The 25,239-nt window shown below is 56.5% G+C and carries 20 protein-coding genes and 3 pseudogenes; 10 read left to right on the top strand and 13 right to left on the bottom strand.

Going from position 1 to position 25,239, the window contains the following annotated elements; translation table 11 throughout:
- Nucleotides 1-147 precede the first annotated feature (147 nt).
- A complete protein-coding gene (locus tag IVA87_RS07700; RefSeq protein ID WP_247333207.1) occupies nucleotides 148-1,176 on the top strand; it encodes an endonuclease/exonuclease/phosphatase family protein in 1,029 nt (342 codons plus the stop codon).
- 1,429 nt (nucleotides 1,177-2,605) lie between these two features.
- Nucleotides 2,606-4,465: an outer membrane beta-barrel protein gene (locus tag IVA87_RS07695; RefSeq protein ID WP_247333206.1), complete on the top strand. Its 1,860-nt coding sequence runs from the start codon at nucleotides 2,606-2,608 to the stop codon at nucleotides 4,463-4,465.
- A 29-nt stretch (nucleotides 4,466-4,494) separates the two neighbouring features.
- Here IVA87_RS07695 and IVA87_RS07690 read toward each other — a convergent pair.
- From IVA87_RS07690 to IVA87_RS07665, 6 genes and pseudogenes are all read right to left on the bottom strand, one after another.
- Nucleotides 4,495-4,791: pseudogene (locus IVA87_RS07690) on the bottom strand (IS21 family transposase); the annotation flags it as partial.
- A 131-nt stretch (nucleotides 4,792-4,922) separates the two neighbouring features.
- Nucleotides 4,923-6,014, bottom strand: coding sequence for a histidinol-phosphate transaminase (locus tag IVA87_RS07685; RefSeq protein ID WP_247333205.1), 1,092 nt, complete (start codon nucleotides 6,012-6,014; stop codon nucleotides 4,923-4,925).
- Between the two features lie 250 nt (nucleotides 6,015-6,264).
- The gene (locus IVA87_RS07680) at nucleotides 6,265-6,870 is read right to left on the bottom strand and encodes a CDP-alcohol phosphatidyltransferase family protein (protein ID WP_247333203.1); all 606 of its coding nucleotides are present in this window, start codon (nucleotides 6,868-6,870) and stop codon (nucleotides 6,265-6,267) included.
- 7 nt (nucleotides 6,871-6,877) lie between these two features.
- On the bottom strand, nucleotides 6,878-7,678 hold the full coding sequence (locus tag IVA87_RS07675; RefSeq protein WP_247333202.1) for a phosphocholine cytidylyltransferase family protein: 801 nt from the start codon (nucleotides 7,676-7,678) through the stop codon (nucleotides 6,878-6,880).
- A gap of 365 nt (nucleotides 7,679-8,043) precedes the next feature.
- Nucleotides 8,044-8,916 (bottom strand): phosphoenolpyruvate mutase, encoded by an 873-nt coding sequence (aepX, locus tag IVA87_RS07670; RefSeq protein WP_247296248.1) that lies wholly within the window; start codon nucleotides 8,914-8,916, stop codon nucleotides 8,044-8,046.
- Nucleotides 8,917-9,611: 695 nt separating this feature from the next.
- Nucleotides 9,612-10,047, bottom strand: a pseudogene (locus IVA87_RS07665) (transposase); the annotation flags it as partial.
- Nucleotides 10,048-11,051: 1,004 nt separating this feature from the next.
- Here IVA87_RS07665 and IVA87_RS07660 point away from each other — a divergent pair.
- Together IVA87_RS07660 and IVA87_RS07655 are read left to right on the top strand one after the other, a co-directional pair.
- Complete coding sequence (locus IVA87_RS07660; RefSeq protein ID WP_247333201.1) at nucleotides 11,052-11,774, top strand: hypothetical protein; 723 nt, start codon at nucleotides 11,052-11,054, stop codon at nucleotides 11,772-11,774.
- A gap of 630 nt (nucleotides 11,775-12,404) precedes the next feature.
- A complete protein-coding gene (locus IVA87_RS07655) occupies nucleotides 12,405-13,148 on the top strand; it encodes a LuxR family transcriptional regulator (protein ID WP_247281335.1) in 744 nt (247 codons plus the stop codon).
- A 565-nt stretch (nucleotides 13,149-13,713) separates the two neighbouring features.
- Here IVA87_RS07655 and IVA87_RS07650 read toward each other — a convergent pair.
- From IVA87_RS07650 to IVA87_RS07635, 4 genes are all read right to left on the bottom strand, one after another.
- Entirely contained in the window at nucleotides 13,714-14,103 is a 390-nt protein-coding gene (locus tag IVA87_RS07650) for a hypothetical protein (RefSeq protein ID WP_247333200.1), read from the bottom strand.
- A gap of 1,536 nt (nucleotides 14,104-15,639) precedes the next feature.
- Nucleotides 15,640-16,566 (bottom strand): NAD(P)-dependent oxidoreductase, encoded by a 927-nt coding sequence (locus tag IVA87_RS07645; RefSeq protein ID WP_247333199.1) that lies wholly within the window; start codon nucleotides 16,564-16,566, stop codon nucleotides 15,640-15,642.
- 11 nt (nucleotides 16,567-16,577) lie between these two features.
- Nucleotides 16,578-17,258 (bottom strand): HAD hydrolase-like protein, encoded by a 681-nt coding sequence (locus IVA87_RS07640; protein WP_247333198.1) that lies wholly within the window; start codon nucleotides 17,256-17,258, stop codon nucleotides 16,578-16,580.
- 7 nt (nucleotides 17,259-17,265) lie between these two features.
- Entirely contained in the window at nucleotides 17,266-18,858 is a 1,593-nt protein-coding gene (locus IVA87_RS07635) for a class II glutamine amidotransferase (protein ID WP_247333197.1), read from the bottom strand.
- A gap of 1,579 nt (nucleotides 18,859-20,437) precedes the next feature.
- Here IVA87_RS07635 and IVA87_RS07630 point away from each other — a divergent pair.
- From IVA87_RS07630 to IVA87_RS07610, 5 genes and pseudogenes are all read left to right on the top strand, one after another.
- Nucleotides 20,438-20,590, top strand: a complete 153-nt coding sequence (locus tag IVA87_RS07630) for a hypothetical protein (protein ID WP_247333196.1) — start codon at nucleotides 20,438-20,440, stop codon at nucleotides 20,588-20,590.
- Between the two features lie 120 nt (nucleotides 20,591-20,710).
- Nucleotides 20,711-20,971 carry a tripartite tricarboxylate transporter permease gene (locus IVA87_RS35030; protein ID WP_346658346.1) on the top strand — a complete coding sequence of 87 codons (261 nt, stop codon included), beginning with the start codon at nucleotides 20,711-20,713 and terminating at the stop codon, nucleotides 20,969-20,971.
- Nucleotides 20,972-20,984: 13 nt separating this feature from the next.
- On the top strand, nucleotides 20,985-21,293 hold the full coding sequence (locus tag IVA87_RS35025) for a tripartite tricarboxylate transporter permease (RefSeq protein ID WP_346658345.1): 309 nt from the start codon (nucleotides 20,985-20,987) through the stop codon (nucleotides 21,291-21,293).
- Nucleotides 21,294-21,412: 119 nt separating this feature from the next.
- Nucleotides 21,413-22,306 (top strand): annotated as a pseudogene (locus IVA87_RS35305) (acyl-CoA dehydrogenase family protein); the annotation flags it as partial.
- Nucleotides 22,234-23,007, top strand: coding sequence for a YggS family pyridoxal phosphate-dependent enzyme (locus IVA87_RS07610; protein ID WP_247333195.1), 774 nt, complete (start codon nucleotides 22,234-22,236; stop codon nucleotides 23,005-23,007). The pseudogene IVA87_RS35305 and the gene IVA87_RS07610, both read left to right, overlap by 73 nt.
- Before the next feature lie 669 nt (nucleotides 23,008-23,676).
- Here the strand turns inward: IVA87_RS07610 and IVA87_RS07600 are convergent.
- Both IVA87_RS07600 and IVA87_RS07595 read right to left on the bottom strand, forming a co-directional pair.
- A complete protein-coding gene (locus IVA87_RS07600; RefSeq protein ID WP_247333192.1) occupies nucleotides 23,677-23,871 on the bottom strand; it encodes a hypothetical protein in 195 nt (64 codons plus the stop codon).
- A 109-nt stretch (nucleotides 23,872-23,980) separates the two neighbouring features.
- Entirely contained in the window at nucleotides 23,981-24,205 is a 225-nt protein-coding gene (locus IVA87_RS07595; RefSeq protein WP_247333190.1) for a hypothetical protein, read from the bottom strand.
- 584 nt (nucleotides 24,206-24,789) lie between these two features.
- Between IVA87_RS07595 and IVA87_RS07590 the strand changes: the two genes are divergently transcribed.
- The gene (locus IVA87_RS07590) at nucleotides 24,790-25,029 is read left to right on the top strand and encodes a hypothetical protein (protein ID WP_247333188.1); all 240 of its coding nucleotides are present in this window, start codon (nucleotides 24,790-24,792) and stop codon (nucleotides 25,027-25,029) included.
- Here the strand turns inward: IVA87_RS07590 and IVA87_RS07585 are convergent.
- Nucleotides 25,009-25,182, bottom strand: coding sequence for a transglycosylase domain-containing protein (locus tag IVA87_RS07585; protein ID WP_247333186.1), 174 nt, complete (start codon nucleotides 25,180-25,182; stop codon nucleotides 25,009-25,011). The genes IVA87_RS07590 and IVA87_RS07585 overlap by 21 nt on opposite strands.
- Nucleotides 25,183-25,239 lie beyond the last annotated feature (57 nt).

Raw genomic sequence — 25,239 nt, 5'->3', positions numbered from 1 at the left:
CTTCCGCGAGCGATCCAAGTTGTGTCAGAGCGCCGCAGGGTTTTTGCCCGCCCCGCCGGCCTTCCTCTATTTCAAATCGATAAAATCAGTGGTTGTATACGGTGATTTCAGCGACCGCGCTCGCTCTATCGTTTTTTGGAGTTATCGATGAATTACACAGGCCTGAGGTGGATCAAGGACGACAAGCAGCGCCAGAGGATTGTTGCGGGGCTCAGCAAACTGCGCACCGGGCTTAAGAAGAAGGTGCCCGCCAAGAGTGACGGTACGCTGCTGCTGGCAACCTGGAATATCCGCGAGTTCGGCGGGACCAAGTATGGCGGCCGAACGACCGACGCAATGTACTACATCGCGGAGTGCATAAGCCGCTTCGACTCGATCGCGGTGCAGGAGGTACGGGCCGACCTCAAGGCGCTCAAGGAAATTCTACGCCTGCTTGGCCGGCAGTGGGACGTCATCTTCACAGACGTCAGTTTCGCCGACGGCGGCAATTTCGAGCGGCTCGCTTTTGTCTACAACACGGCCAAGGTCAGCTTCACCGGACTTGCCGGCGAACTGGTTCTGCCGAGCAAGACCGCCACCGAGCGAATGAGCCAGGTCGCCCGTACCCCCTTCGTCTGCGGTTTCCAGGTGGGCTGGGCCAAGTTCAACCTATGTACGGTCCACATCTACTACGGTACCGCCAAAGCGGAGGATCCGCGGCGTGTCGACGAGATCAACGCGCTTGCCAAGCTGCTTGCCACCAAGGCCAAGGATTACATCAACACAAGCGCCCCGGCCGACTACTCGCCCGAACACCTCGTACTGCTCGGCGACTTCAATATCTTTTCCCGCACGGATAAGACTTACGAGGCGATCACCAGAAACAGGTTCGAGGTCCCGGCCGAGCTGCAAAAGCTGCCAGGGAGTAACGTGGACCAGAACAAGTTCTACGACCAAATCGCATTTTTCAAGCAGAAGGTAGGTGTGAAAAGCACTAACGCAGGCGTTTTCAATTTCTTCGACTATGTCTTCGACGATCCGAAGGAATTCAGAGGCGGTAAAGGCGCGCCGACCGCTAACATGTTCAGGCAGTGGCGCACCTTCCAGATGTCGGACCACCTGATCATGTGGTGCGAGTTCAGCGTTGACCAAACAGATGCCTACCTGAAGGCGTTGGCCGGTTGGAACGGCAAGTAGGACGGCCGATCGCAGCTGGGTCTCTCGTTACGTTCGGCAGAAGAGGGCGTTGCGTGTCCCGCTGAAAAGACGATCGCGAAAATAGCGTCTTACCTCGGACGCTGCTGATGGACGACGGTATTTCTAGTTTCAGATCTGCCGAGTCTGCTGTTGGAGGCTGTGAAGAGGTACCGTCCGGTTCCGTGCGCGATAGGCGTTGCGGGCGTCGGTGCCGCCGCAGCTATGTCTATACTGCGTTAAAAGAGGACAGCAGAAGCGCCGCCAACAGCCCGGCTATCATGCTGGGCTTCATGATCGTGCTGCTTGTGTTCGCGAGCCTGATGCGAACAAAGAGCACCACATACGTTCTGCGGGCTTTCCTCATGATGTGGGTGATGGTGGCATGCTTCTGCACCATCTTTGTGCAACTGAGTTCATTCATTTTTCGGTGGCCAACGGTTAAATTTGGCGCCGGCGAGTCTTTGGAGTGCCAGGAAAGCAGAAGAAAAAGCTGCGGACATCGGCTTGTCGGACAGTTCAACAGATCAATGCGTCCTCACGTATAGGAGTTCCTCTTTCCTCAAAAGCGGCTCGCCTAATGACTGGCAAAGGCTGACCGAAAAGGCGAGGACCTACGTAAGATCGGTTAGCCAGCTCCCAGTCAGATGGCCAGCGAGCCTAACCTGTATGCAGCGCTGGCGGGCGCGCGTTTCACGCACTTCAATCAACTGCTGGATCGGAAGAGTGGGCTGGCCGTCGATTCACTATTGTGGAATGCGGTACCGCCGCTTGAACTCCGACGCTTAGAGAGATAGCGGATGAGCTGAGGAATAAAGCCGCTGTCATTTGACGAGACCCTCGCGCGTATCCTCGCGGCGGTAAGAGCGAGGAGGCGCTCGAGTCGACGATCCTTCGCTCAGACATGCCGATTGAGTACGAGTCGTGTGAGAAGAAACCGCCGAGGAACACGGAGAGCCGCTCACCGCTCACCGCACATCTGACAACGCCTAAAAGGCTTGCGGGTCGAGGCCCGAACCAGCAAGGTACTCTGCGGTCTTCCTGAGCGCCCTTGCGTCGCCGTCTCCGAGCTCGTCGCCTGCGATGTGGACGTCCTCATCGGCTTCCCCGGCGTCCGGGACGGCCGAGCCGTGCGACAGCCGAGGAGTGTGGAGCAAGAGAAAGGGCTCTTCGCGGGAGCATTCACCACCTATCCGAACGGCCGGAGCCGGCGTGCAGCATGCGTTTCGTGTCCGACCTCAGACGCTCGGCCCGTTTCAAAATCCACCGATCTTGTTGCGAAGACAACATCGAGGTCGAAAACCGCAGCGAATGCGCATTGCGTCCGCTGGCCTAGATCCTGCAAACCGCAACCGCTGTGGAAGCGGCGCTAACAACGTCGGCCATTTGGCTGTCGTTGCAAGGTGGCGCGCGTCTGTGTTCGTGAGGTGAAATGCGGTCCCAACTTCTTTTTTACGCTGTCGCAACAGCTGCGCTCATTGCAGGCGGCGCTGTGAATTCGGCCGATCTCAAGCCGGCAGTAAAGGTCCCACTCGCCGTCTGGAGCTGGACCGGAGGATATCTCGGCGGGCACGTCGGTGGGGGCTACGGGCGAACATCATTCAGCGACCCCTATGGCCAGTCACTCTATGGTGACGTTGTCGACACCTCTGTGTTCCTGGCCGGAGGTCAGATCGGCTACAACTGGCAGAGGGAACGCTGGGTTTTTGGCGTTGAACTGGACGCCAGTCGCGCTGTCTCAGACGGCAGAAACACCTGTCTTGCCGCCTCCAGCTCTGTCATCAGCGCAAACTGCAGCGCTGGTCCAAGCGTCTTTGCGACCGGGACGGGTCGCCTTGGGTATGCGTTCGGCCCGCATGGCCAAACACTTGTTTATCTCAAGGGGGGCGTGGTCTGGCAGCACAATAGCGGCGTTGTGGCCAATAATAACGAATTCCGTAGCAGAAGTCACCCATTTGGCTTGGCGCCACAGAATGCCACCGATTTCGATTATGGTCGAGTCGGTGGCACGATCGGCCTGGGCGTCGAGCAAGCACTCGCGAACGCATGGTCCGTGACGTTTGAGTACGATTATCTGGGATTCACCGGTCCAAGTGTCGCGACCCCTCCGACCCTACAGAGGCCGCCCTTGGCAACCATCCCCGCCAACACCACCAGCCTGTCCAGCAGCTATCACATCGTAAAGCTCCGTCTGAACTACCATTTCGACGCACACCCACGGACGCCAGGATGGTCAGATACGCCGCTATACGCAACGAAGCCGACCGTCAGCGCCTCGCCGATTGGCTTCGCTGATGGGTGGTCGCTGGAAAGCGGCACACGGCTGTGGTTAAGCCGCGGAAGCTTTCAATGGGACCACGGGAGTACTGATCTAGTATCAAAGCTCACCTACCATGGGCAGGATGGGATTTCCGGTGAGTTGTTCGAACGGCTGGACAGCCCCTGGGGAATCTTCCTGAAGGGCAATATCGGGTTTGGGCGCTTCAGCAATGGAAAGATGAACGATGAAGATTGGGGCGTGGACCCGCTCGCTTATCAAAACACACTATCGGGCCAGGGCAACGGAAGGTTCACGTACTTCACCGCGGATGCCGGTTACGATTTCCTGCATGGCAGCACCTACAAGGTTGGTGGGTTCATGGGCTGGAGCTACTACGGCCAGAAGTCTGACACGATCGGATGTGTGCAGACCGCCTCCCCCAACGTTGCACCTTGCCTTGTTCCGGGCGATAGAAGGATTGTCGGCAGCCAAGACACTGATTGGAATGCGCCGCGCATCGGCCTTAGCGCTGAGACCATGTTGTTCGATCGCTGGCGCGTAAGTGCCGACGTTGCTTACTTGCCGTGGACGGACTTCCGAGGGCGCGACAACCATCTGATGCGCCAATTCACGACCTTCCTTGATCAACGCGGGAGTGGTGGCGGTGGTGTGCAGGTTGAGGCAGCCCTATCCTACTTTATCACTAAGAACGTCAGCGTTGGCTTCGGTGGCCGCTATTCGGCTATGTGGACGCCAAACCAACGTAAGACGCTCGCTACCGGAGCCAACCAGGAGAACCGCCCTCCTGCTACTCTGGGCCCCTTCCGGGGGACTATCGCATGGAACGATGGGGCACGTTCTTACAGGTCTCCTACAAGTTTGACTGAACTGCTTGCTCCTTGCTCTAAGCGTCGAACGGCATTATGGCGCGGATACTGGTTACGCCTCCGTATTCTTCGCGGATGCGGAGGGCGTGATCACGAAGCCGATCTGGAATGCGAACGCGGGTCCGATTTTGTGAAGCGCCTCTGAGGTCGGATTGGCCACACGCGTTCGATCTCGGCTCGGATCCGACGCTCCAGTGTGCGACGGGTGCCGGCTCGGAGTTCGGCATGGCGCCGAAACATCTCCTCGAAGATCCCGACGGGCCGCAGCCCGGGATCGGCCTTCAGCATCGGCACCATCTCTGTCTCAAACACGCTGGCCAACGGGCTCAGCCGGCGACGGCCGCGGGGAGCCTTCTCTGCGATGGAAGCCGGGGATCCTTCTCGATCCGGTAAGCGGTCGAGGTGCTCAACGACGCCTTGCCGCGGCCGCTGGCGGGCTATCGGTCTACGGTACTTCATGTAGAGCCTCAGCGCTGTCTGGCTGTTTTGAGGGGCGAGCGCCGGAAGGCCACTAGCTTCGCTCCCTCGGAGCGGAGGCTGTGCCTTTCAATGGCGAAGGATGTCTCAAGTCTCGAATGCTCGGTGACTGAAGACAAGTTGCGCTAATCAGCAACTTCTTTCAATGCTTCCACCAAGAGTTTATTGTCTTCCTCAGTGCGGCATGCGATGCGCAAGAACCGCTTGCCATTTTGAAGCGTCTTTCCGCCACTGTGCCTGATCAATATGCGTCTATCTTTTAAAAGCGTTGAGGCGATCACGTCCCCATCCGGCCAGTGGGGCGGCAGTTCGCAGAACACGAAATTCGCGTCGGGCTTTAGAACTCTCATTCCGTCGATGCTGCGCAGGTCTGCGTATAGTTTGTCTCTGTCGCTGCCTACCCTCATCCAACTCTGCTGTGCCGCGTGCGCGAGGTGAGGGAGCCTGCTCAGAAAAAACTCGCCAACCGTATTGACATTCCACGTGGGGAGCGCCGCTCTAATTTCCTTCATCATCTGTTCATTTGCGGATGCCGCATACCCCATCCGCAAACCGCATGTCCCGTAAATCTTTCCGAGGCTTTTGAGAACGATCACATTGGGAAATTCGAGCAAGTGATTTTCCAGGCTAGCACTTCGTCCGAGCTCACTAAACTCTATAAATGACTCATCGATCAGTAGCAGTTGCTGTTGAGCTCGAAGCGCGGAAGCGAGATATAGTAAATCCGCATAGGGAACCATCCGCGAAGTGGGATTATTCGGCGATATCACGACTGCGCCGTTGACGCCATTTGTACGCGCAAATGCTGCGTAGCGGTGCACATCGAGTTCAAAATCTGGCGGTGACAGAAAAAAGCGTGACAACCGCCCGGGCAAGGCGGTGGTTTCATAAGGATTGAAGGTTGGGACCGGGACAGCAATCCTCATTCCCAGTCGACCAAGAAAGATGGGAATGAGTTCAGCCACGCCATTGCAAATGACAAGTTTATTCGCTGGCGTCTTCACCGCATCCGCAAGAAGCTGGACCATCTGCGCATTAGGAGAGGGATAGCAGGTAATTAGCCGCGGTAGCGCGTTCTTAAGTTCGTCAAGGAACGCCTGCGGCGGAAAATAAGGGTTTACCAGAAGGACGAAGTCCTTGATGTCATATTTCCAATAGCCGCCGGGGAATCCGTTGATCAGGTCAGAGACCTCGTCCGACCTAAGGGGTGGGTCCATTTGTGCTGCCCTCTTCATGCGTGCGACTAGCTCAACATTTCAGGACAAACGAAAATTGCAAGATGGTCGCCATCTCTCGACAAGCTCACGGCGAACAAGCATCGAGCAGTGCCGATTGGTGCGGAAATGCTCTCGGCAACAAGTCTGGTGCACGCCGCGGTTGGCGAGACTACACGTCATCATGTGACCTGCATGGAGGGAAGCCTGCAACACGAAGAAGGCAGTCGCTGGATCATACTTCCATCCGCAATCAAAAGGAGCGACTGGCTAAAACCACCGACGACGCGACGGCGAAGATGCTTATTGCCGTATACATTGTTGCGCCCAGTGGTGGCACGCGAACAGGCGCGACATGCGCTGTAGCGAGCAGCAAGAAGCCAATGTTTACGACGTCAGGAAATGCTTCAGCAGGAATAAGAGGCTTAAAAAGAAATAGGAGCGCCAGGAGCGGCACGTCGTATGACAAGGGGACGCCCAAGAAGCGTCCATCGCGCGATCTGCCGAAGTTCGCGAAGTAGCTAAGCCTTATTGCTCCCGTCACCAGTAGAGCGGTTGCGGTCGCAAGCGCGAGTTGTGAAGCTTGGCTGACTTGTACCACAACTACCGCAGGCACAACGGCTCCATAGACGATATCTGCAAACCCATCGAGGCTCGCTCCCATTCTTGCGACATCTGGATCGCGACCTTTCGTGCGACCTGCCACAACCCCGTCGAGGTGGTCCGATAGAACGGCCCAAAGCGCTGCTGCCACGGATAGCTCAAGGCGGTCAGAGAGAGCTAAAAACAGGCTGGCGGAGGAAAAGAGAAGACCTGTGATCGTTATGGCGTTCGCTGGATCCCAAAGGTATTTTAGCATTGCACTCTCACCTCGTTTGCAAATCACGTCTCGCCGTGTAGGCCTTCGTTCGGCCCTTGAAAATGCGCTCGGCAATCTCCAAATCGTCAGCGTTATCAATTTCGTACCAGCTGAGGCCATCGCATCGCGCCGCTGCGAGCTGGAGGCCTCGCCTCTCTATCAGATAACCCAAAAGTTCTTCGGTGTAGGTCTGCCGAGCTCCAGCGGCGATGACATCGTCCAGTGTCGGAACGATCGTTGCCTTGAGTGTCGGCGCCGAAAGCCGTAGAAGGTTCATCGTCTTGAAAAGCTGTGGGCCATCCGCAACAAGATTTGCCGCGGTTTGTTTCAATCGAAAACCTGAGATGAAGCCGTTCTGCGACAACAGAACGGCCGACCCTTCCATTGAATCATCGAAGGGAACGACTGCAGCTACGTCTGTCCCCCGGCAGACCATCAACTGTCGCAGCGCATCCTCTTCGAAAAAGACGTCGCCCTCGAGAAGAAAGCAGTCTCCGGAGAGAAGAGCGTCGCGCGCCAGCCACAAAGAATGGGCGCTTCCGGTCCGGTCGAAGACGGTCGACTCGACATATTTGATTTTGAGTTCGCCAAAGTGGCTACCGCAGGCATATTGAATGGCATCTTTGCGGTAGCCCACCACGATCGTCACCTCTTCCACGCCCACAGATTCCAGATTGCGCAGAGCGTTGTGAAGAATCGAAGTGCCGTTGACCTCGACCAGCGACTTCGGCCGCAGATCTGTCAGAGGACGCAGGCGAGAGCCGCAGCCAGCGGCGAGAATGACGGCGTTCTTGGGAGCATCGGTCACCGTTTAGTTCCTTTTTCGTCGCGCCTCTAGGGTGAAACACCGACAGCTTCTTCGTCGCCAGCGTAGGCATGCTGAAGCGACATCAGGTCTGCGGAGCCATCTGAAAATGGAGCCCAAGCGTGAAGACAGGCAAATGGTCCTGGTCGGTCCTTTCTCCAGAGAGAAGGAAGGCGCTGGATCCGGTGCCTCGAGCTGCCGAGATGGCAAAGTGCGCATTTCGGCTGAGTGAGGCGTGCTACGCCATCTAAGGACATCTCAGTGCAATGGTTAGGGATTTGAGATTGCAGTCGAACCTGGCCAGCTAGGAGGAAGTCCAGGACAGGAGGTCTTCGACCATGACTATGCGCTCCTGTGTCGACGAAACCCTATTTGCGCAGTTCAGCGTCGGGCCGCAAATATCGCGTTTCCGCACGGGCTAGTTCGTCGTACTTGAACAGTTCGAAGACTTCCTCGAGAGTAGCAATATGCGGCTCAATGCTCGCGGTGCTTTCCTCAGCGATGATGCGACCGCAGACTTGACGCATTGCCGCTGTTGCCGCTCGCATGGAGTGGTTGGCCCAGATCACCGTAGAGATGTTGGCTTTGCGGTATGCAGAGATCGGTGTTCGATAGTATTTCGTCGGAACGATCACGACCGGCAATCTGTTCTGCCAAGCGCGCGCGAACGAAAGGATTTCGTCCGCGGTTCTCTTTCGCGAATGAATAAGGATCGCATCGGCTCCCGCGTCGGCGTAGGCGTGAGCGCGCGAAAGTGCTTCGTCCATCTCATGCCCAGCGATCAATGCCTCGATCCTTGCCACCAAGATCAAGTCGTCCGCGACTGTATCCTTCACTGCCCGGAGGCGGCCAGAGAATTCGTCGATGTCGGCGAGGGGGTGCCGATCCCCAACAAACGAGTTCATCTTCGGAAAACAGCTGTCCTCGAGCGCGACGCCGGCTGCTCCACGCTGACGGAGCCTGCGTGTCACGAGGCGTGCATTGTTGAAATTCCCGAAGCCGCCATCTCCGTCAACGAGCACAGGCAGTTCGCTCGATTCCACGATCCGCTCGACTACGTCTACGAGTTGGCTCCACGACGCTTCGTTGGCATCGCGGTAGCCCAGGGAGCAGGCAATAGACAGGCCAGACGCCCAGAGGCCTTTGAACCCTGCGCGCTCAGCGATCGCGGCGGAGAGACCATCATGCGCTTCCATGAGGAACGATAGCTCTCTGCGGGAGCAGATTTCGGCGCGCAGGATTTCAGCACGTGAGGAACCGGCGGATTGATCAGGGCCGTTGGCGAGAACAGATGGTAATCGGTGTTGCATGCCAATTCCTTGTGATGACCGGCGTAACGTGGAGACCGGCCGATTTCATCAATCGATAGGTGACATGCTTCCGTCATCTAGATCAATTACGAGGGTTGGTAGTTGATCGGGCCCGCAAACCTGTTCCGTCTCGCAGTGCTCGAGGATCACTGCTAAGCTCCGCCGATCATTTGAGTGATGGCACAAATTGAAAGCACAGTTGTGCCCTGGTCGAGGCGCCGACCAACGGCATCATCGATCTTGCATTTGTCCACGCGGTTTTGAGACTGCACGATCTGCGCGAAGGCTTCTGAAGTCGATAGCATTCTAGAGAGTGCGGGCTCAAGCAAGTCAGGGCGCGAATTCATTGTGGACGCGCGCGCCTTTAAGGTTTGGGGAGGGCGCAGTGCGCCAAATTCTGATCCCCGCAGCGGCGGCATACCATGGCGACCGTCGCTTTCTAGGGGCGGGAGACGCCTCGGTGGCATACTGAGAAAATTGGTGGCTCAGTGCCCCGAACTTGAAGAGAGCTCTTCAGCCAGCTTTAATTCGAGGATCGGGATGATGTTCGCGCTGAGGGTATTATGGACTCGCTTCCTTCGGGGCATGGAAGCACGGCGCGGTTTACTTCAGCCGGAGATTCGGCGGTCGATCGGGCGGGCGAGGAAGGCCTTCACCTTGTCGTCGATCTCGCCACACAGCCGGCTGACCTGGCTTTGGAGATGCCAGTCATGCCCATCGCCTGCACCAGATCGCCCGCCGAACGGGTCGAGACGCCCTGCACATAAGCTTCCTGCATGCGGTGAGCGCCTTCTCGGCCATGCGGCGCGGCTCCAGGAAACCCGGAAAGTAGGAGCCTTTGCGCAGCTTTGGAATGCACAGTTCGACCGCGCCGGCGCGGGTCTCCCAGATCCGCTCCCGGTAACCGTTGCGCTGGGCCAGGCGCTCGGGCTCTTCTCGCCGTAGCTCGCCCCGGTCTGGCCCTCGACTTCCAACTCCATAGACGCTGGGCGGCAAAGCCGATCATCTCGCGCAGCAGATCGGCATCAGGGTTTTCTCTACGAGTGTGCGCAGGTTCATCATGCCGTCGGTCGCTCGGTTGGGTTGGCGTGTCGCAACCCGATCTTACCGGAGAACTGCCGGTGACCAGCGCACGACCGCCCGCCCGCTACGGCGCTATTGGGGGCGCGTCCGGGCGGCTTTGCTCTACCGAGCTACACCACCACCGGGAACACGACCCGGTGTTGCCCTGCTGAAGGAATTAAAGTCAATACCGTGGCCGTCGTCGAACCGCAATTCGGAAGTGCCTTCAACTGGTCTCACATTGTCCAAGATTGCCGAGTTCGAGAAGGCGCATGCGGGCGGCGATTGAGCAATGGCATTCGCATCTTTCAGCGCCCGGAGCCAATTCCCGAAGGTGTCTGTCTGGCAGACTCGAGCATGCGTCCTAATACACAGGGCAGCCGGGAAGTTGGCGGCTACAACACACAACCGAGAGGAGGGTCCTTCCATATTCCCAAATTTCTGAATCACCTTGGCGTTCCCCAACTCGACGCTCGATGGATCGGTCGTCCTTGAGAAGGCGAGGGTGCAGGCAGACCTAGCTTGCGCGAGAGAGCTGCGGCGTGCCTGACAGTCGCTTGGCGCTGAAACATTCCGTCGCCTTCCGGGCGCGTTGCCTTCGTCAGAGGGGGCGAAGGACAAAGCAAGTAGTAAGTCACTTCAGACATCAGTCGTATCCGCGAGCTAAGCGCGCCTCTTTCAGGGTACTCACTCGATAGTCCCTCCACATGGAGTCCAGCCGATCTGATAGGATGTGTATTGAGCCAAATCGTAGATCCCCCGGTTCATCCCGCCGCGCAGTTTGCAAAGAAAGCGATGGGATACCCCAGCCTACACTGCACGCGAACTCCAAAACCGTTGACGGCCCCTATGAGCTTCTGTTGATGATCGCGAGTTTCAAACCGTTTGATGAGTTGCGTCTCGAAATTGCCCACCAAAACAAGGGGGCGACAGCATACTTGGTGTAGGGCAAGTATGCTTTGCGAGCGTCCTCTGCTAGGCCGCTTGCAGAGAAGGACAGTCGGATGATTGCGCCGATTCGACGTAACTGGAATCCAAAAGACTTTTTCGATGAGTTGACGCCGGCGATGTTCACGGCCGGACCATCGACTGTGCGCGCACGTCGGGACAAGTTGTGGCCTGAGTTATATACTGAATACGACGCGAGGCACTTAAAACAAGAATTGTTCAACCGAAATCTGATCGCCACCAACGAAGCTGAGGCGTTCTTTAGTGCCTGGGCCGCGGATGAAGAGCGCCACACCGATGCTTTCATCCGGATCATGGAGCTTGTCGCTGGTGAATCCGAAAAAGATCTTCGAGACAGATTGGAAGCTCGATCGCATAGTTTTTCTGCAATCAATGAATACTTGAAGGACGAATTCTCTCTGATCGTTATGATCGCATTTGATGAGATGTGTACTTGCCGCGCCTATGCTGCGGATAGAGAGTTCTATGCCGGACTTGGCAGCAGCTTCCTTCGTTGCCTGAGAGAGGTGATTGCCGACGAGGCAGTTCACTCGATGAACGCTGTTAATGTTCTCCGTGCCCGTTACTGCGAGCGCATTCCCGAAATCGGCGAGATTCTCGACAGCATAATCTGCAGCGTGGGCGATGATCCGGATTATACCGGCACCTTCGTGCTGGATTACTTCGGCGGGAATTACACGAAGCAGATGTTTGTCAACTGCCGCGCCGCTGTCCTGAGAAACGTTGCTAAGCCGCTAAAAGCCGCAGTGACGGATTGAAGCGTCGGCGCGCAAGTGGACCAACGAGCGTCTGCGCCTCATCTCCTGTCGGTGCCTCAGAACTGCATGTATTGGTCGGTCAGAGCGGATCGGCTCATAGATGAGTCAGATAGCCTGCCTGCGCTGCCCTTGAACGTTTCCGCTTGTTTCAAGTTTCTTGGCAAGCCACAGGCAATAATGAGCGATCCAGCGGTGCCTTGCACAAGGGGTACCGATCAGACGTCAAGAGAAAATTCAGTCAGGCAATCATCACGAACAACCAAGCCAAATGGCGCTGTCGGCTTTCCTCCTGATGTCGCGAATACTTCAACGCACGCGCCCGCGGAATCTATCCAAATCCTCAAGTCATTGTCGTTAAATACGATTTTTTGGGCGGTGCAACTGGTACGACACTTGCTGTTCTCATCGCCAGGTTCTCGCCCTTCCGGAGATGCGTATGCAAAGTGCCCTCTGCACCAAGCAGAATTTTCATGCTCGCCGGCAAGCCGAACATCGGCGGTGACACCGGCCTCCTTGAGCTCGGGATCACGGAGCGGCTCGGCGACGGATTGGAACTTGCCTCCGCTCAAAACCAGCTCAATTGAGCGGCGCAATACCGACCTTTCGGGCCAGCCTGCTGAGGCGCCACAAATGGATCTTTTCAGCTTCACCGAATGCGCGACGCGAACACAATGCCTCAGACCGCTTTTCGAGCTTCTCGTGAGCTGTGCGAGCGACGAAGGCTTCAGCGAAGTCTCTTACGGAGCGCTCAATTTCGCGGAGCCACTTCGTCTACCGGAGTATCCGCCACCGGCGGTGGCCGTAAAGTGGCCGCCCGAATGGTGTGAACGATATTTTAAGCGAAAGTACCACAAAATCGATCCGGTAGTCCGGCGGACACCGACGCTTTCGCGGCCCTTTCTGTGGGATCAACTCGCCGAGCAATATCAACTACAGCCCGACGAACGGCGCGTACTTGATGAGGCCAGAGAGGCCGGTCTCAAGCACGGCATGAGTGTACCGTTGTTTGGGCCATTGGGTCGGTTATCCGTCGTATCCTTTGCATCTCGGTTCGACGATGCCGATCCTCAACATTCCAAAGGCCATCTCAACGCACTAGCCTGGCACTTTCACACCGCTTGTGTGGAGATCACACGTCCGGCCGAAGATAACTGCAATATGAGAGTTGCGCTATCGCAGCGGGAACTAGATTGCCTACGGTGGGTGGCAGAGGGCAAATCGTCATGGGAAATCGGGAGGATATTACAAATCAGCGAGAATACGGTGAACTTTCATCTTAAGAACGCGATGCGAAAGCTGGGCGCGACCAGCCGGATCCAAGCCGCCATTGTGGCGATCCGCCTCAACCTTATCTTTGACGTCCATGTTGCGTGAGCATCTTAATGGGACGATGATTGTATCGGAGCCAGTTTGCGTATGAAAACTGCTGTGAAGACAAAAAGCGATCCTATGGGCAATCGTTCGCCAAGGCATTGAGCAAGCTCGACCTGCCATGTGAGGAAGCCACTTGCTGCTAGCGCGCACGTTGTATACGGCAACTACGAGCTTAGTCTCGGGCATTCTTTGGAGCGGCAAGTTAGAATAGGTCTGGCCAGGGAGTCCAGCATTTGCAGGTGTTCGTAGGACGTGAGGGTTTCAGTCGATCGTAGCTAGGCGCCAATGAAGATCGGTAGTTTGATTCGAGCTGATCGGTTTGCTTCAGTTGATTTTTGTCATGAGTTTAAAACTGCTACTTCCTTGACTATCTTACAAGTATGAATCGATCAAAAGACCAGCTTCTAGACCTAGTCGACAAGCTCCTTCTGGAGGGCATTGCGCGCATCCGGTTTTTAGCCAAGCGCCGGGCAGCCGGCATCGGTGACGGCGGTACGAAATGAAGCAAGCAGCGTGCCGGTTGAAAAATGAAGGTTCTCTAGTCGCCTCATGTTGCGCGGGCGCGTCAGATTGGAAACATCGATATCTCGAACCTGACAATCGCGTCATTAGCCTTGACCGTACACACCACGCCGTCAAAGGTCGAAGGCTGGGATCTGGCGCGTACACACACTGTGCCGCTGCCGACGGGGCGCATGTCGCCGGCGCCAGTGCAGAAGATCATGTTCCTTGCGTAACTTGGAAAGGCGGCGCTTCGGCAAAAGCGGCCAGTTAGCGCTGCGCGAAAGAGCACTCCGAAGAAAAAGCCCCGACCGAAGGTCGGGGCTCCTCGATCCGCCGCAAACGTGTTGAGATCGCCATTTCCAACCACCGGAAACAGCTTGTAGTAAAGCCGAAGGGTCATCATATCGACATCCTGGTGAATGCGATCCGTCCCGACAGCGGGGAAGGTCACGTTGCTCTCCGGCATGAACAGGTGGTCATACTCGACGCCAACTGACCAGCTGGGCGCGAAGTTAACTTTCCAGGCCAGCCCCTACGGCGCGCCCCCAACGGACATTATCGCTTTTAGCAAGCTCCGCCCCAGTGACCGTCGGAGTTGGTCTGGTCTGTTTTGCTGGTCATCACAGGACCGCCTGGCCTAAAGCAGCACGGGAATGCGTAGCCGAGCTAGCCGGTGAGCAAGCCGAACGCATCCGTCTTGGTTCGATTGATGTTCGACGGGAAAGCGGTGCTGATATTTGGAGCCGCTGAAGTTTGCCCAGTTGCCCCGGCCTTCAACGCCGTAGACCACATTGAAGATCTGCCAGCGATAGCCAATCTGGCCACCGATAGTGCCGGCCGTCGTACCATGGCAGCCTTCGGGAGTAACGCCTGCGAAATCCTAGCAGTTATGGCTCGAACCCAGCCGCCGTTATGCCCATATATAGTAACCGGTCCAGTCACAGATCGCGGGAGCGACCGACAGCTGCGGCTCGTTGGTTTGGACAGGCTATGGAGCGAGATCCGCGCCAAGTGCGGGACCGCCGCGTTGATTGCGACGATGCTTGCAGAAGCAGAAAATTCTTCATTGGAGTGCTATTCCACACTTGAGCCCGGCTCTGCGCGTCTTGGCAACATCATCGTGAATTGCTGTAACTTCAGCACAACATTCCTCAGAAACGAAATCGCCCTAATCTCACGTTGGGTTAGGTGCTGGAGCTAGGATCCCGCCATTTCCAGAATTTTAGCGTTGATGCGCGTATTTGTTCAGGCACGTGGGAGTTAGCTGCCCAACTTGGGAAGGCGGCTCGCATCAAAAGAGCGCAGTTAGTGCAGATCTCGGCAAAGCGCCCGAGAACGAAATGCGCGTCCACGGTCCGTGAGCAGCGGGTTCCGATCTTGGGCATCGTCGACTAACTTCGGAAAGCGTTGAAGGCATCGACCCTTCCGAAGGTTGCCTGTCGGAACGACCACCGAGCTGCGCAATCATGGTCTTGACGCATCGATGATGGGCCATCAGTGATCATCGAATGCTGCCGCGCACAATGTCTGACGTCAAACAACCCTCAACTTCTTAAAGCTTTGCGGTATGTTGAGGGGATGTCTGATGCTCAGCTCCTTGAGCATCCGGCTAAACATGTCCATCGACATATTCCAAACGCCCGCTCAACAACCTCATCAGCCAGGACACGTTCGCGGTGCCATTCCGCTCCGGCGTCGTCAGAAAGTTATGCAACCGCTTTGCGGCCGGTGACGTCCTCGAGCACTTTCACTTCCGTATGTGGCTGTTGCGCCAAATCGCGGTCTCTCGTGATTGCCTGGTATTCTTCAAAGAGCTTGGAGAAAGCGGGAACGATGGCCGGCCCTGCGTGCTCAAAACAGCAGCCCGGGATCGAGCATCGCTTTGAAGTACAAAAGCATCTAGCCGATGCTTTCGCCATCCGTGTGAAGGCGACGCTGGAGAACAGGAAGACATGGATTGTAGAGATTTGTTTTGGGTGCGTCGCTGCTAATTCTGCCGTGATTCGTCATCCCTTGACGAAAGCGCAAGATGAGGCAAGGTCAATTCACCTTTGCCTTCGGCGAGACAGGTTTGGAACTTTTGCGCGGCGGCAGTCAGAACTGGCACCTTCAACGCGGTTTCGTTCGCTAATCGCACGCTGCAGTCAATATCCTTTTTGGCGTTTCTGATCGATATTGCCAAAGCATCCGGCTTTTCGTCCAACAAAAAGGCTGCAAAGTTTTGGAATATCCCGCTGTTGGTCGCGCCGCGACTGACCAAGGAGCGTAAGATTGCAAGGTCGACGTCAATGGCATCGGCAAGCTGGCAAGCTTCCGCTACCACCGCCGCCATGCCCATCGTCATGCTATTATAGACAAGTTTGAGCTTATGGCCCTGTCCAATATCACCCACATGGACGATGTTCTCGCAGAATGCGGTAAGAACACGAGCCGCCATAGGAAACGTGTTCTGATCAGATCCAACGATGGCGTTGAGACGCCCTTGCTCTGCTTGTTCAGGGCTTCGTGTTACGGGGGCATCTATGAAGTGCAATGCATGCTTTTTGGCCTGTTCGGCTAGAGTGAGGGTTGAAGCAGGATAGGACGTGGTGCAGTCAAGTATCAAACTCTGTCGGGGCAAATGTGCAAATAGCCCATGTTGCCCAAGGCAGACTTCCTCGACCTCGCAACTTGAGGGCAGGGATAAAACGACGGCACTTACATGCCGGGCCAATTCGGAAATTGCGGTGTGCTCATGAGCACCCATGCCAGTCAAGCGTTCCGCGCCAACACGGGTTCTGTTGACTTTGATATGCAGTTCAGTGCCATGACGCAAAAGACTGATTCCTATGCCTGTTCCCATGCGCCCTGCGCCGATTAGGCCGATTCGTTGTCCGACTTTCCCAGGCGCTTCAGTTGACGGAGTTTCAGTCATGCTCTGCGTCGTTATGAGTTCTGAAAAAGACCACGCTCCTGCAGAATGGGCAGCAGCTTATGATGGTCCTCGATGAGATAATCCGGCTGCGCCGCTCGCAGACGCGTCTCGGAAACAAATCCGCCCGTAATGGCTACGCTGATCAAGCCAAGTTCGCGTGCAATATCCGTTTCGACCGGCATGTCCCCGACGATGAAAGTTGAGCTGGGGTCCAGATTGTATGCTCGCATATACAGACGAAGCCGCTCTCCTTTGCTTATGCCTTTATATTGAGTAGCGCGGCTTTCAAACGCCAGAACCTCCGCGACACAATCTTCGATTCCATGTCTTCGCAATTGGGTAATAAGGGGGTCGACTATATGGTTACTGACAATAATGCTGGAAACGTGTTGTTGACGTGCCGTTTCCAAAATGCAACGCGCGCCGTCGCGCAGATCGGCTTTGCTCGCCAGTGGTTCGTAGGTGTCGTGAAAAATAGCACTGTCATGGCTATCCACCGTTTCTATTTCACTCTGCGACATTCCTAGATTGCGGAAAAAAACCGAAAGTGGAACATCGAAATGATCCCGAAACGTTTGCATATCAATGGCAGCCCGGCCTAAGCGACCCAAAATGGTGTTCGTCGTTTGTAGCAAGGCGTCGGCGTCGTCGAGGAGAGTGCCGTTCCAGTCGAATACAAGAGCAGGTTTCATTATGGCCTCATGCTGCAGACGTTTTCGTTGAGGTGAGCTCGTCGATCAATCTATTCAAATTGTCGTCTGCGCGTTTTTGCCCGCCAGGGGTCGGCATCTCGAACGTAAACGCAGAAAGATCGATTCCCTCATGTCCCCGCGGCAGCAAGGAAAGCAGATCTTCAAAGGGCAAATACGTAATGGTAGCAGCGTTGATCGATAGAGCAATTTTGCGTTCGATCACCCGAAGCGTTTGCGGCGCGATCCTATGAAAGCGCAGGCTATCCTGCCGCGTTTCGGGTGCCAGGCTTTTCCATATTTTCCAGAACGCTAGCTCATCTATGGTCTCGATACCCATGCCGTAGTAATTTGGTGCAACGATAGGCGGCGAACCGATTGCCCAATGCACAGCCTTTGCCCCAGCGGCAAGGAGCATCTCCGTCACTGCGCGGCTTGTATCGCCACGAATAAGAGCCTCATCGGCTACGACGATGATTCTATCCGTGACGTCGTTCGTTGCGACGCGGTACTTTTGCCAGATGAGGGAGTTGCGCTCGCCAAGAGACCCGATAAGTGTGCGCTGAGAGCGGTTGACTGCGATCACCTCGTGCCGTTGGACGAGCGCACTTTGCTGCTTGGCCAGCGATGCAAATAGACCGTCGGCATACGGTGTCCCGGTGCGCGGCATGGAAGAAACGATTATGGGAGCGGAGCTTGTTTCGACCGCTAATCGCGGCCAGACAATTCGGCCCAAGGTCATGCCTATATCATGACGAGTTGCTAGATGAGATTGCCCTTGCACCAACGTTCTTGTATTTCCCAGATAAAGCGTTTCGTAGGCGCAAAGCTTCGGACTGTGCCGAGCTTGGCCCACAAAGTGATCAAGGCAGTCTCCCGTTCTGCCGTTCACATGCTTGATGTGACTTGGCCGAATTTCGTCGACTCGGCCTTGTAGACCAGAGAAAGCACTGTTTTCTGAGGCAAAAAGTAGAAAACCATCTTCGGTTTGCATGAATTCCAAAGGCCGCAAACCCCTGCGATTGCGGAAAGCGGTCAGATTTCCTAGGCCATCCAACAAGAGTGCACTGACGGCTCCGTCAACACCCTTGTCAATGTCTTGGAAGACCTTCTCGTAGTTGACCGGCAGACCGTGCTGCCAATAATCTCTTTGACAAATGTTCTCGATAAGCTTGAGCAAGAGCTCCGCATCGGTGTTGCCGCTGATGGAATGACCTTCGGCGTGCAGTTCTTTCCTAAGTTCATCAGCGTTGACCAGAGCCCCGTTCAAACAAACCGTCAAACGGCGGCAGGAGGTTTTATGATTGTCAAAGGGCTGGAAGTCGGCGTCACTCTTCTCTCTGTGAGAGGGAGTGCGAACGTGTGCTATAGCTACATGCGGTCTGAAATGCGCGTCCTGCTCAGTGAAATCAACACCTGCTAGTGTGCCTGCTGGCCGGCATGACTTTGTATGTTGAAACCGTTCTTCATGCATAAACGCGGCAACGCCGAACCCCTCCTGTCCACGGTTTTCAAGCCTCGGCACCATGTGCTTGAGCTGATCGTAAACCGTCCTTTGTGAGCGGCTTGAAGGCAGCAGAAATGCGCCTGCAACACCGGACATGCTATGTCTCCTTGATCGACGATTATTGATATCGCCCATTGCGCGTTGTTGTTTTCCACCCTGTCCGGTTGCAGACATCCAATGTCTGGAACCGACACCGAGCGGAGGTAATCCGTCGGCTCGCGCGAAGCACATGGTTTCGCGCCTCAGCAAGCAAGGCTCGTACCAAGCCCTCTGTCGCGCGCATGAGGCTTCGCCGAGATTGGCAAACGAAGTGTGTGATTCGAAAAAGCCGCCCTGATCCGGCTGCCGGACTTCCGAGATGGCGGCCACCAAAAGTCAGCTTTGGTGGGCACGGTGCCTGATGGGGGCTATCCCGCGATGCTCCGCCTAGAAGCCGCAGCAAAGAGGGTTACGCGACTGTCGCCGCGGCGGGAATGTCTTTGTCCAATCCTCAAGCGGCCAGTCCCAACCGTACGCTGAAGGACGAAGACGTTCAGTGAACTGGACGCCCCACCGAGGGACCATCGGGCCCTGTTTGCTGTTTGAATTAGTGCGCGCTCCGATCTCCTTGATGTCACGGGGCGAACAGCGCTGTCCGCCGTTGTTGCCGCTTTGAAGGGGTAGACGCTCCGTGACGGCATCGATGCGCAAAGTGAAGGCTATTGAAGCGTCACATAAATGAGGAGGCGTTTGTGAACGAAGCTCGCACGATTGGGCTAGACTTCACAGAATGTAGTTTCAGGCACATGGCGCAGACGCGAGCGAGGTCGGCAAGGGGACCGTATCATGTTTTGACTCCCCTATGTTTGTTTTCAGCCGTGTCGTCTTGAAGACGTTCATGTCCGGCCCCTGACATCAGGGCGTAAAATGTTTCCGCGCGCGCTCGCAACGCACATGGTGTTGTTGTCTTGCAGCAAGACTAGCATAACGGTTTTCGGCATGTTGATTGCAGCGACGGTGAAGGACGCATTTCAAGAACAGCGGTCTCTCGCCGTCACGACTCAAGAGTTCAGATGAAAGCTATCTATTCTATCGAGCAACTCCGTCATTCTTCGAACGTTGGCGGCGCTACGCAGCACAATGGATGGCATCGCGCGACCGGCCATATTGCCGACACGGTGGAAATCTCGAAATCATCCAGGATCTCAAGGCCAGCGCGGCAGGTAATCGCAGATCAGGTGGCGACAAGCGGCCGTTCCGACGGCCAGGGGCATCATGTGGATTGCCGAAATGCAGAAGCGCCCGCAGATCAACTTGTTCGCGCAAGAGCGAAGCAAAGCGCCCGGCTAGGATATTTGATGAGCTCAACGCAAGCAATTCGTAAACGCCACGCCTGTATCGGGCAACCAGGCGCCCTGTGGATCTGGAAACGCGGAGCGTTCGCGGCGAGGCGAGACGACATGATTCGCAAGGCTGGAAGATCGCCGTTGCAAACCGCCGCGGATCGGAAGTCCTACGGGCTGTTCCGGCCGTGCACAAATGGCCCGTTGGCTCGATACCGGCACTGAGGCTGTCGTCGGAGTGCTCAGGCTGTTTCATTTCTATAGGAGAGATGGCCACCTTCTACACGTTGCCCTGCGAAGTCATCGCGCGTCCGGCCCCTTAATCAAACGAATCCAGATATCAAGGACGTGCCATGGCATTTAAAATTGCGTCCTATCTCGATCGGATCGGCCTTGCTCAAGTCCCGACAACGCTTGATGGCCTTCTTGCGCTACAGCAGGCTCAAATGCGTGCGATCCCCTATGAGAACTTTGATGTTTTGCTAGGCGATAACCCGATCTGGTGAAAAGTCGATCTGGGCCAAACTGATCGATGCCCGGCGAGGCGGCTATTGCTTCGAATTGAACAAGTTGTTTGGCTTGGCGCTCGAAGCACTCGATTTCACGGTCCGGCCCTTCTTTGCAGGGTGCGCATTGGGGGCTCCGTCGGCCTGCGCGATCTGCGCCCATCGCGCGATGAGCTCCGCCGCTCGATCCCCGCGATGTTGCGCGGCACCATCATCGGGAGCCTTTGCTCGCTCATTCCCGGAACGGGACCAACGATCGCGTCCTTTATCTCCTACGCGGCTGAGAAAAAGGTTTCGAAAACGCCAGAGAAGTTCGGCACCGGCATGATTGAAGGCGTCGCCTGCCCGGAGGCATCGAACGCATTCGTCCGTGCAGGGTGACTTCATCCCGACTATGAGCCTTGGCATTCCCGGGGACGCAGTCATGGCTCTGATTCTGGGTGCGCTGATGATCCAGGGCATCGCTGCCCGGTCCCCAACTGATCAAAGAGCACCCCACATCTTCTGGGGCCTGATCGCGAGCTTCTGGATCGGCAACACCATGCTGGTCCTGCTGAATGTCCCGCTGATCGGGCTCTGGGTGAAGCTCCTGATGATTCCCTACAAATATCTATATCCAAGTGCGGTGTTCTTCGTCGCGATCGGCGTTTACTCGACCGACAAAGACATGTTCCAGTCGGCAAGACCGTCGTCGTCGGGTTGACCGGCTATCTGCTGCTGTTGCTCGATTTCCACCCGGCCTCCATCCTGCTCGGCTACGTCCTGGGGCCACGCCTCGAAGAGAACTTCCGCCGTTCGCTGCTGGTCTCGCGCGGTGACGCCATGATTTTCGTCGAGCGGCCGATCAGCGCATTCTTTCTGTTCCTTTGCTTGACGCTTTTGGCGGCACAGGTCTACGTGCGCTTGCGCAAGCCGAAGGCCAGTTGCGGCGCTCGACGTCGCGGAGGAACGGCGTCGCGACCGCCCGACCCGCGGAGTGAGCTTTTAGTCGTTCAAGGGCCGGTCGCTTCGCGGCCCAGTAAAGACGAGAGACGGTCCAGGCAACAAGAGCTCCAAGCCAAGAAGTATTTCGACGAACGCGCCACCCGCGAGATGGCGCAGAATCGGCACGCCAGCAAACGCACGGTGCAGGGTAGCCTCGCCCACCCTGGGCGGATACTGGCCATGCGTGCGCGTTCGGCTGGCTTTCTGGCGGAGCGACGATCTGCGGGCTTGTCGGTGACGCCGCCGTACGATCTAGTCGGGTGTCACGCCATGGGGCTCGCTGGGATCGAATTGTCGGATTGCCCCGTAGACGAGGCCGCAGTGCTCTTTCCTCCGGGCGACGGCTTCAAACGTGCCATGGCCGGTGTCGACGTCGCCCGAACGCTCGTCGCAGCCCTGTGCTGTGGAATGATGGAGGCCTTGCTCGATCGCGCGCTGGCGGCCACGAACGACCGACGACATGGGTCACCGCCTTTGGTTCGAAAACCATCGATTTTCAGGGCTGCAATGGCTGCTGGCGGACGTCGCGACGGATCTTCACGCCGCGCGACTGTTGTTCTCTGCTGTGGCATCCAAGCTCGATCGCGGTGAACGCGCTAGCGTTGACGCCGCCCACGCAAAAAGTTCGCCACGAGAGCCGCAATGAACGGCATCATACAGTGTATGCAATCGATTGGCGCGAGAGCACTTTTGACCCAGATGCCGATAGCGCGTCATGTGACCGCGGCAAAGACGGCCCAATATCTGGACGGAACGATCGAAATTCAGTATGTCGTGATCTCTCGCTCACTGAAGAGTCGAGTGAGGGACCAGCAGGGAGCGGACGAGCGTCCGAACTCGGCCTCTCTAACTTCGGGGAAAACAAAGTTCAGGAAGCCGAGGGCAAGGCTCGAGATCTCGCCGATCTGTCGCTGAACTGGAGTATCATCGGCCACCTCCAGACAAACAAAGTGAATTCGATGATCAAATTCGCCAGCGAGTTTCACGCGCTGGACAGCATACGATTGGCCGATGCGCTCCAGGCCCGGCTCGGCGCCGAAGGTAGACGTCTCGACGTATTCGTCCAGGTCAACACCTCCGGTGAGGTGAGCAAATACGGTCTCTCGCCAAACGAAGTGGGCGACTTTGTGCGTCGGCTTCCCGACTATCCGGCCCTGATTGCTCGCGGCTTTATGACTCTCGCAATCTTCAGTCGTGACGCCGACAAGGTTCGCGGGTGTTTCAAGTTGCTGCGGCAGTTGCGAGACGCGCTACGCGACAGGATATCGCCGCGACTTAACCTGCTCTCTATGGGTATGACAAGCGACTTCGAGATGGCAATCGAAGAGGGGGCTGACGTCATTAGAGTTGGCCAGGCCATTTTTGGGCCGCGACCGACGAAAGACCGACACTACTGGCCCGGGCTCCTTAGAGGGAACGAAGGATCGTCTTAATGCATAGTGCTTCGCACGGCGCTAAAACGCGAGCGCGGCCTCCCTTGAAGCGGTCCGCCGCTCCATGAGCAGAATCCGAGCCACAATGGGTGCGGCGACTATCAATCCGGAGATGGCAGCCCGGTAAGGGGAAGCCCGCTTGCGGGGCTTCAGCGCAGCCGTAAGCTGGGTCCCACAGGGGCGACGCCAATTCTCGCTCTTTGAGCGGCTGGAAAATAGCCCGGAAATCTCCTGAAATTCGGTGAACGCGCCGCATTCGTTTGCTCGCTGGCATGAAATTTTGAATCGTTCGTCCTGATCGATTCAGTAGTTTATTTGGACGGCCGTTTCGGTGGCATGCGATTCTGGCACATGTCCGAACTCACGGTGCAATACTTCGTGCTCGAACCTTGCGATCCGGCCCGGAACATGGCCCGTTTCTATGTGCTCACGATCGAGCCACCCCTGTTTGGCGACACTGCATTGCTGCGGGAATGGGGTCGTCTCGGCCAGCGGCCGCCGGCGCCTCGATGTGTTCGTTGGGCCCGGGTGCAGGGCCGCCGAGGCGCTCGAGGCTTGGCTCGTGCGTAAAGCCCGTCGTGGCGGCTTCCGGCGAAGCCCCACAGCTGCAGTGAGCGGTTCCGTCCACCGCAACACCAAAGTCGCCAGCAAAGCTGCAGCTTATGCGAATCAAGTCATACGCGGACGCTCGAGCCTGCGTTTCAAGCTACTGATGGACAATTTGCTTCTCAGAAGGATTTTGAGCGGTAACACCGTCGTTTGCGTGCAGCCGACCTTCAGGTCGATGCCGGCGTCCTTGGCGGTCTTCTCGACCGGTGCGCTGCCGCCGAGAACGATCAGGTCCGCCAGCGAGACCTTCTTCACGCCGGACGAGGCATTGAACTCGTTCTGGCCACTCCCATATCTGGGAGGTGTGGCGTCTCCAATCGTTGTTCATTCCCGAATAACACATGGTGATCCCAGGCGGCGCTATTCAAAGGCAGACGCGGCCGCGGATCACGCGGGTAAACTCGCTCCAGCACTTGAGCATGTTGTCCATCGCCTTAGCCTCCATCACCTTCGCCGCTGGCAACAACGTCTTCTCGATGATCCGCGCCTTATCATCTTGCCACCAGCGCCGCCGCCACTCCAACCCTTCCAACAGCTCGACCCGGCCGCCTGACGAGCTCAATGCGAGACCTAAGGTCAGCAGCTTCACGGTATAGGTTGCAAACAGGCTTGCCTTCTTCGGCCGCTATTGATCAACGCTCTGCCCTCTTGCCTAACCACCCGAATGCTTCCTCATTGAGAAATGGCAAGGCTTTCTCATCAGAGTAGGTAGGTGCTCGCTTCAGGTTGTTGCCGCATGCTTTCACCATCTCGCCAGACACCATTCATAACGATAAGACGCGTGCAGCAATGAAGACTTTGCTCAATTCCTCGCACGTCTCGCGCTGCCGTCAACTGTATGAGGACGCTGCCGCCCAAACGGTATTAATGTTTCGATCGGATGATACGACTTCAACGAGTACGTCTCGATTTTGTCAGCATCTTCACCAATGAGGGCTTCATCATTCGCCTCGTCGGTGTGCTCATGCTGAGCGATGGATGGGCCGTCCAGCGGGCACGCAACATACCTGGAAACCGTCGCCCCGTTCAGCGAGGATCCGACGATCAGCCTCCCTGCTATCGCCAGGCAACCGGCCGGCTCTTTCCGATGAATCGCGGTCCGCCAGTTACATTACGGGGTGCGATACCAATTTGCAGTCAATCAGCTGTGCTACCCTCCACTCCTTGGCGGCAGTGGCAATCATCTTCCGCGAGATCACGCTCATCTCGATTTCTTCAATTCGGCAACGCGTCCTGATGCATGAAGATCAGGCGCGCCGGATGTTGCTTTGCCGCGAACAGCTGATCATTAGTGATGAGCCCGGTCTCGACGAGGGTGTCCAGAACCAGGTTTGCACGCGCACGCGCAATTCGGAAGAGCAACATGCGAAGGTAGATCTAGTGGCGCATTTATCAGGCCGGCAAGCAGGCTGATTCGCCAAGTTCGATATCCTGAACCTGCTTGTGGAAATAACTCTGCGCAGCTTCACTGACGCCGAAGATGCCGCGTCCGATCTGCACAGGGTTTAGGTAGACCTTCAGGATTTCATCCCTTGCTGAGCCGCCATTCGAGCCAAATTGCGACAAGCGCCTCCTGAATCCTGACCTCCAAATTGCGTTCATCTGAGGGGAATAGAATCTTCG

The organism is Bradyrhizobium sp. 147 (genome assembly GCF_023073935.1).
GTDB lineage: Bacteria > Pseudomonadota > Alphaproteobacteria > Rhizobiales > Xanthobacteraceae > Bradyrhizobium.
This window is presented reverse-complemented; position numbering and strand designations above follow the sequence as displayed.

Bases quoted from the DNA above. Each gene is read 5' to 3' on its own strand.
- IVA87_RS07700 (WP_247333207.1), top strand. From the start codon at position 148: ATGAATTACACAGGCCTGAGGTGGATCAAGGACGACAAGCAGCGCCAG.
- IVA87_RS07695 (WP_247333206.1), top strand. From the start codon at position 2,606: ATGCGGTCCCAACTTCTTTTTTACGCTGTCGCAACAGCTGCGCTCATT.
- IVA87_RS07685 (WP_247333205.1), bottom strand. From the start codon at position 6,014: ATGGACCCACCCCTTAGGTCGGACGAGGTCTCTGACCTGATCAACGGA.
- IVA87_RS07680 (WP_247333203.1), bottom strand. From the start codon at position 6,870: ATGCTAAAATACCTTTGGGATCCAGCGAACGCCATAACGATCACAGGT.
- IVA87_RS07660 (WP_247333201.1), top strand. From the start codon at position 11,052: ATGATTGCGCCGATTCGACGTAACTGGAATCCAAAAGACTTTTTCGAT.
- IVA87_RS07655 (WP_247281335.1), top strand. From the start codon at position 12,405: ATGGATCTTTTCAGCTTCACCGAATGCGCGACGCGAACACAATGCCTC.
- IVA87_RS07645 (WP_247333199.1), bottom strand. From the start codon at position 16,566: ATGACTGAAACTCCGTCAACTGAAGCGCCTGGGAAAGTCGGACAACGA.
- IVA87_RS07640 (WP_247333198.1), bottom strand. From the start codon at position 17,258: ATGAAACCTGCTCTTGTATTCGACTGGAACGGCACTCTCCTCGACGAC.
- IVA87_RS07635 (WP_247333197.1), bottom strand. From the start codon at position 18,858: ATGTCCGGTGTTGCAGGCGCATTTCTGCTGCCTTCAAGCCGCTCACAA.
- IVA87_RS07630 (WP_247333196.1), top strand. From the start codon at position 20,438: ATGGCATTTAAAATTGCGTCCTATCTCGATCGGATCGGCCTTGCTCAA.
- IVA87_RS35025 (WP_346658345.1), top strand. From the start codon at position 20,985: ATGAGCCTTGGCATTCCCGGGGACGCAGTCATGGCTCTGATTCTGGGT.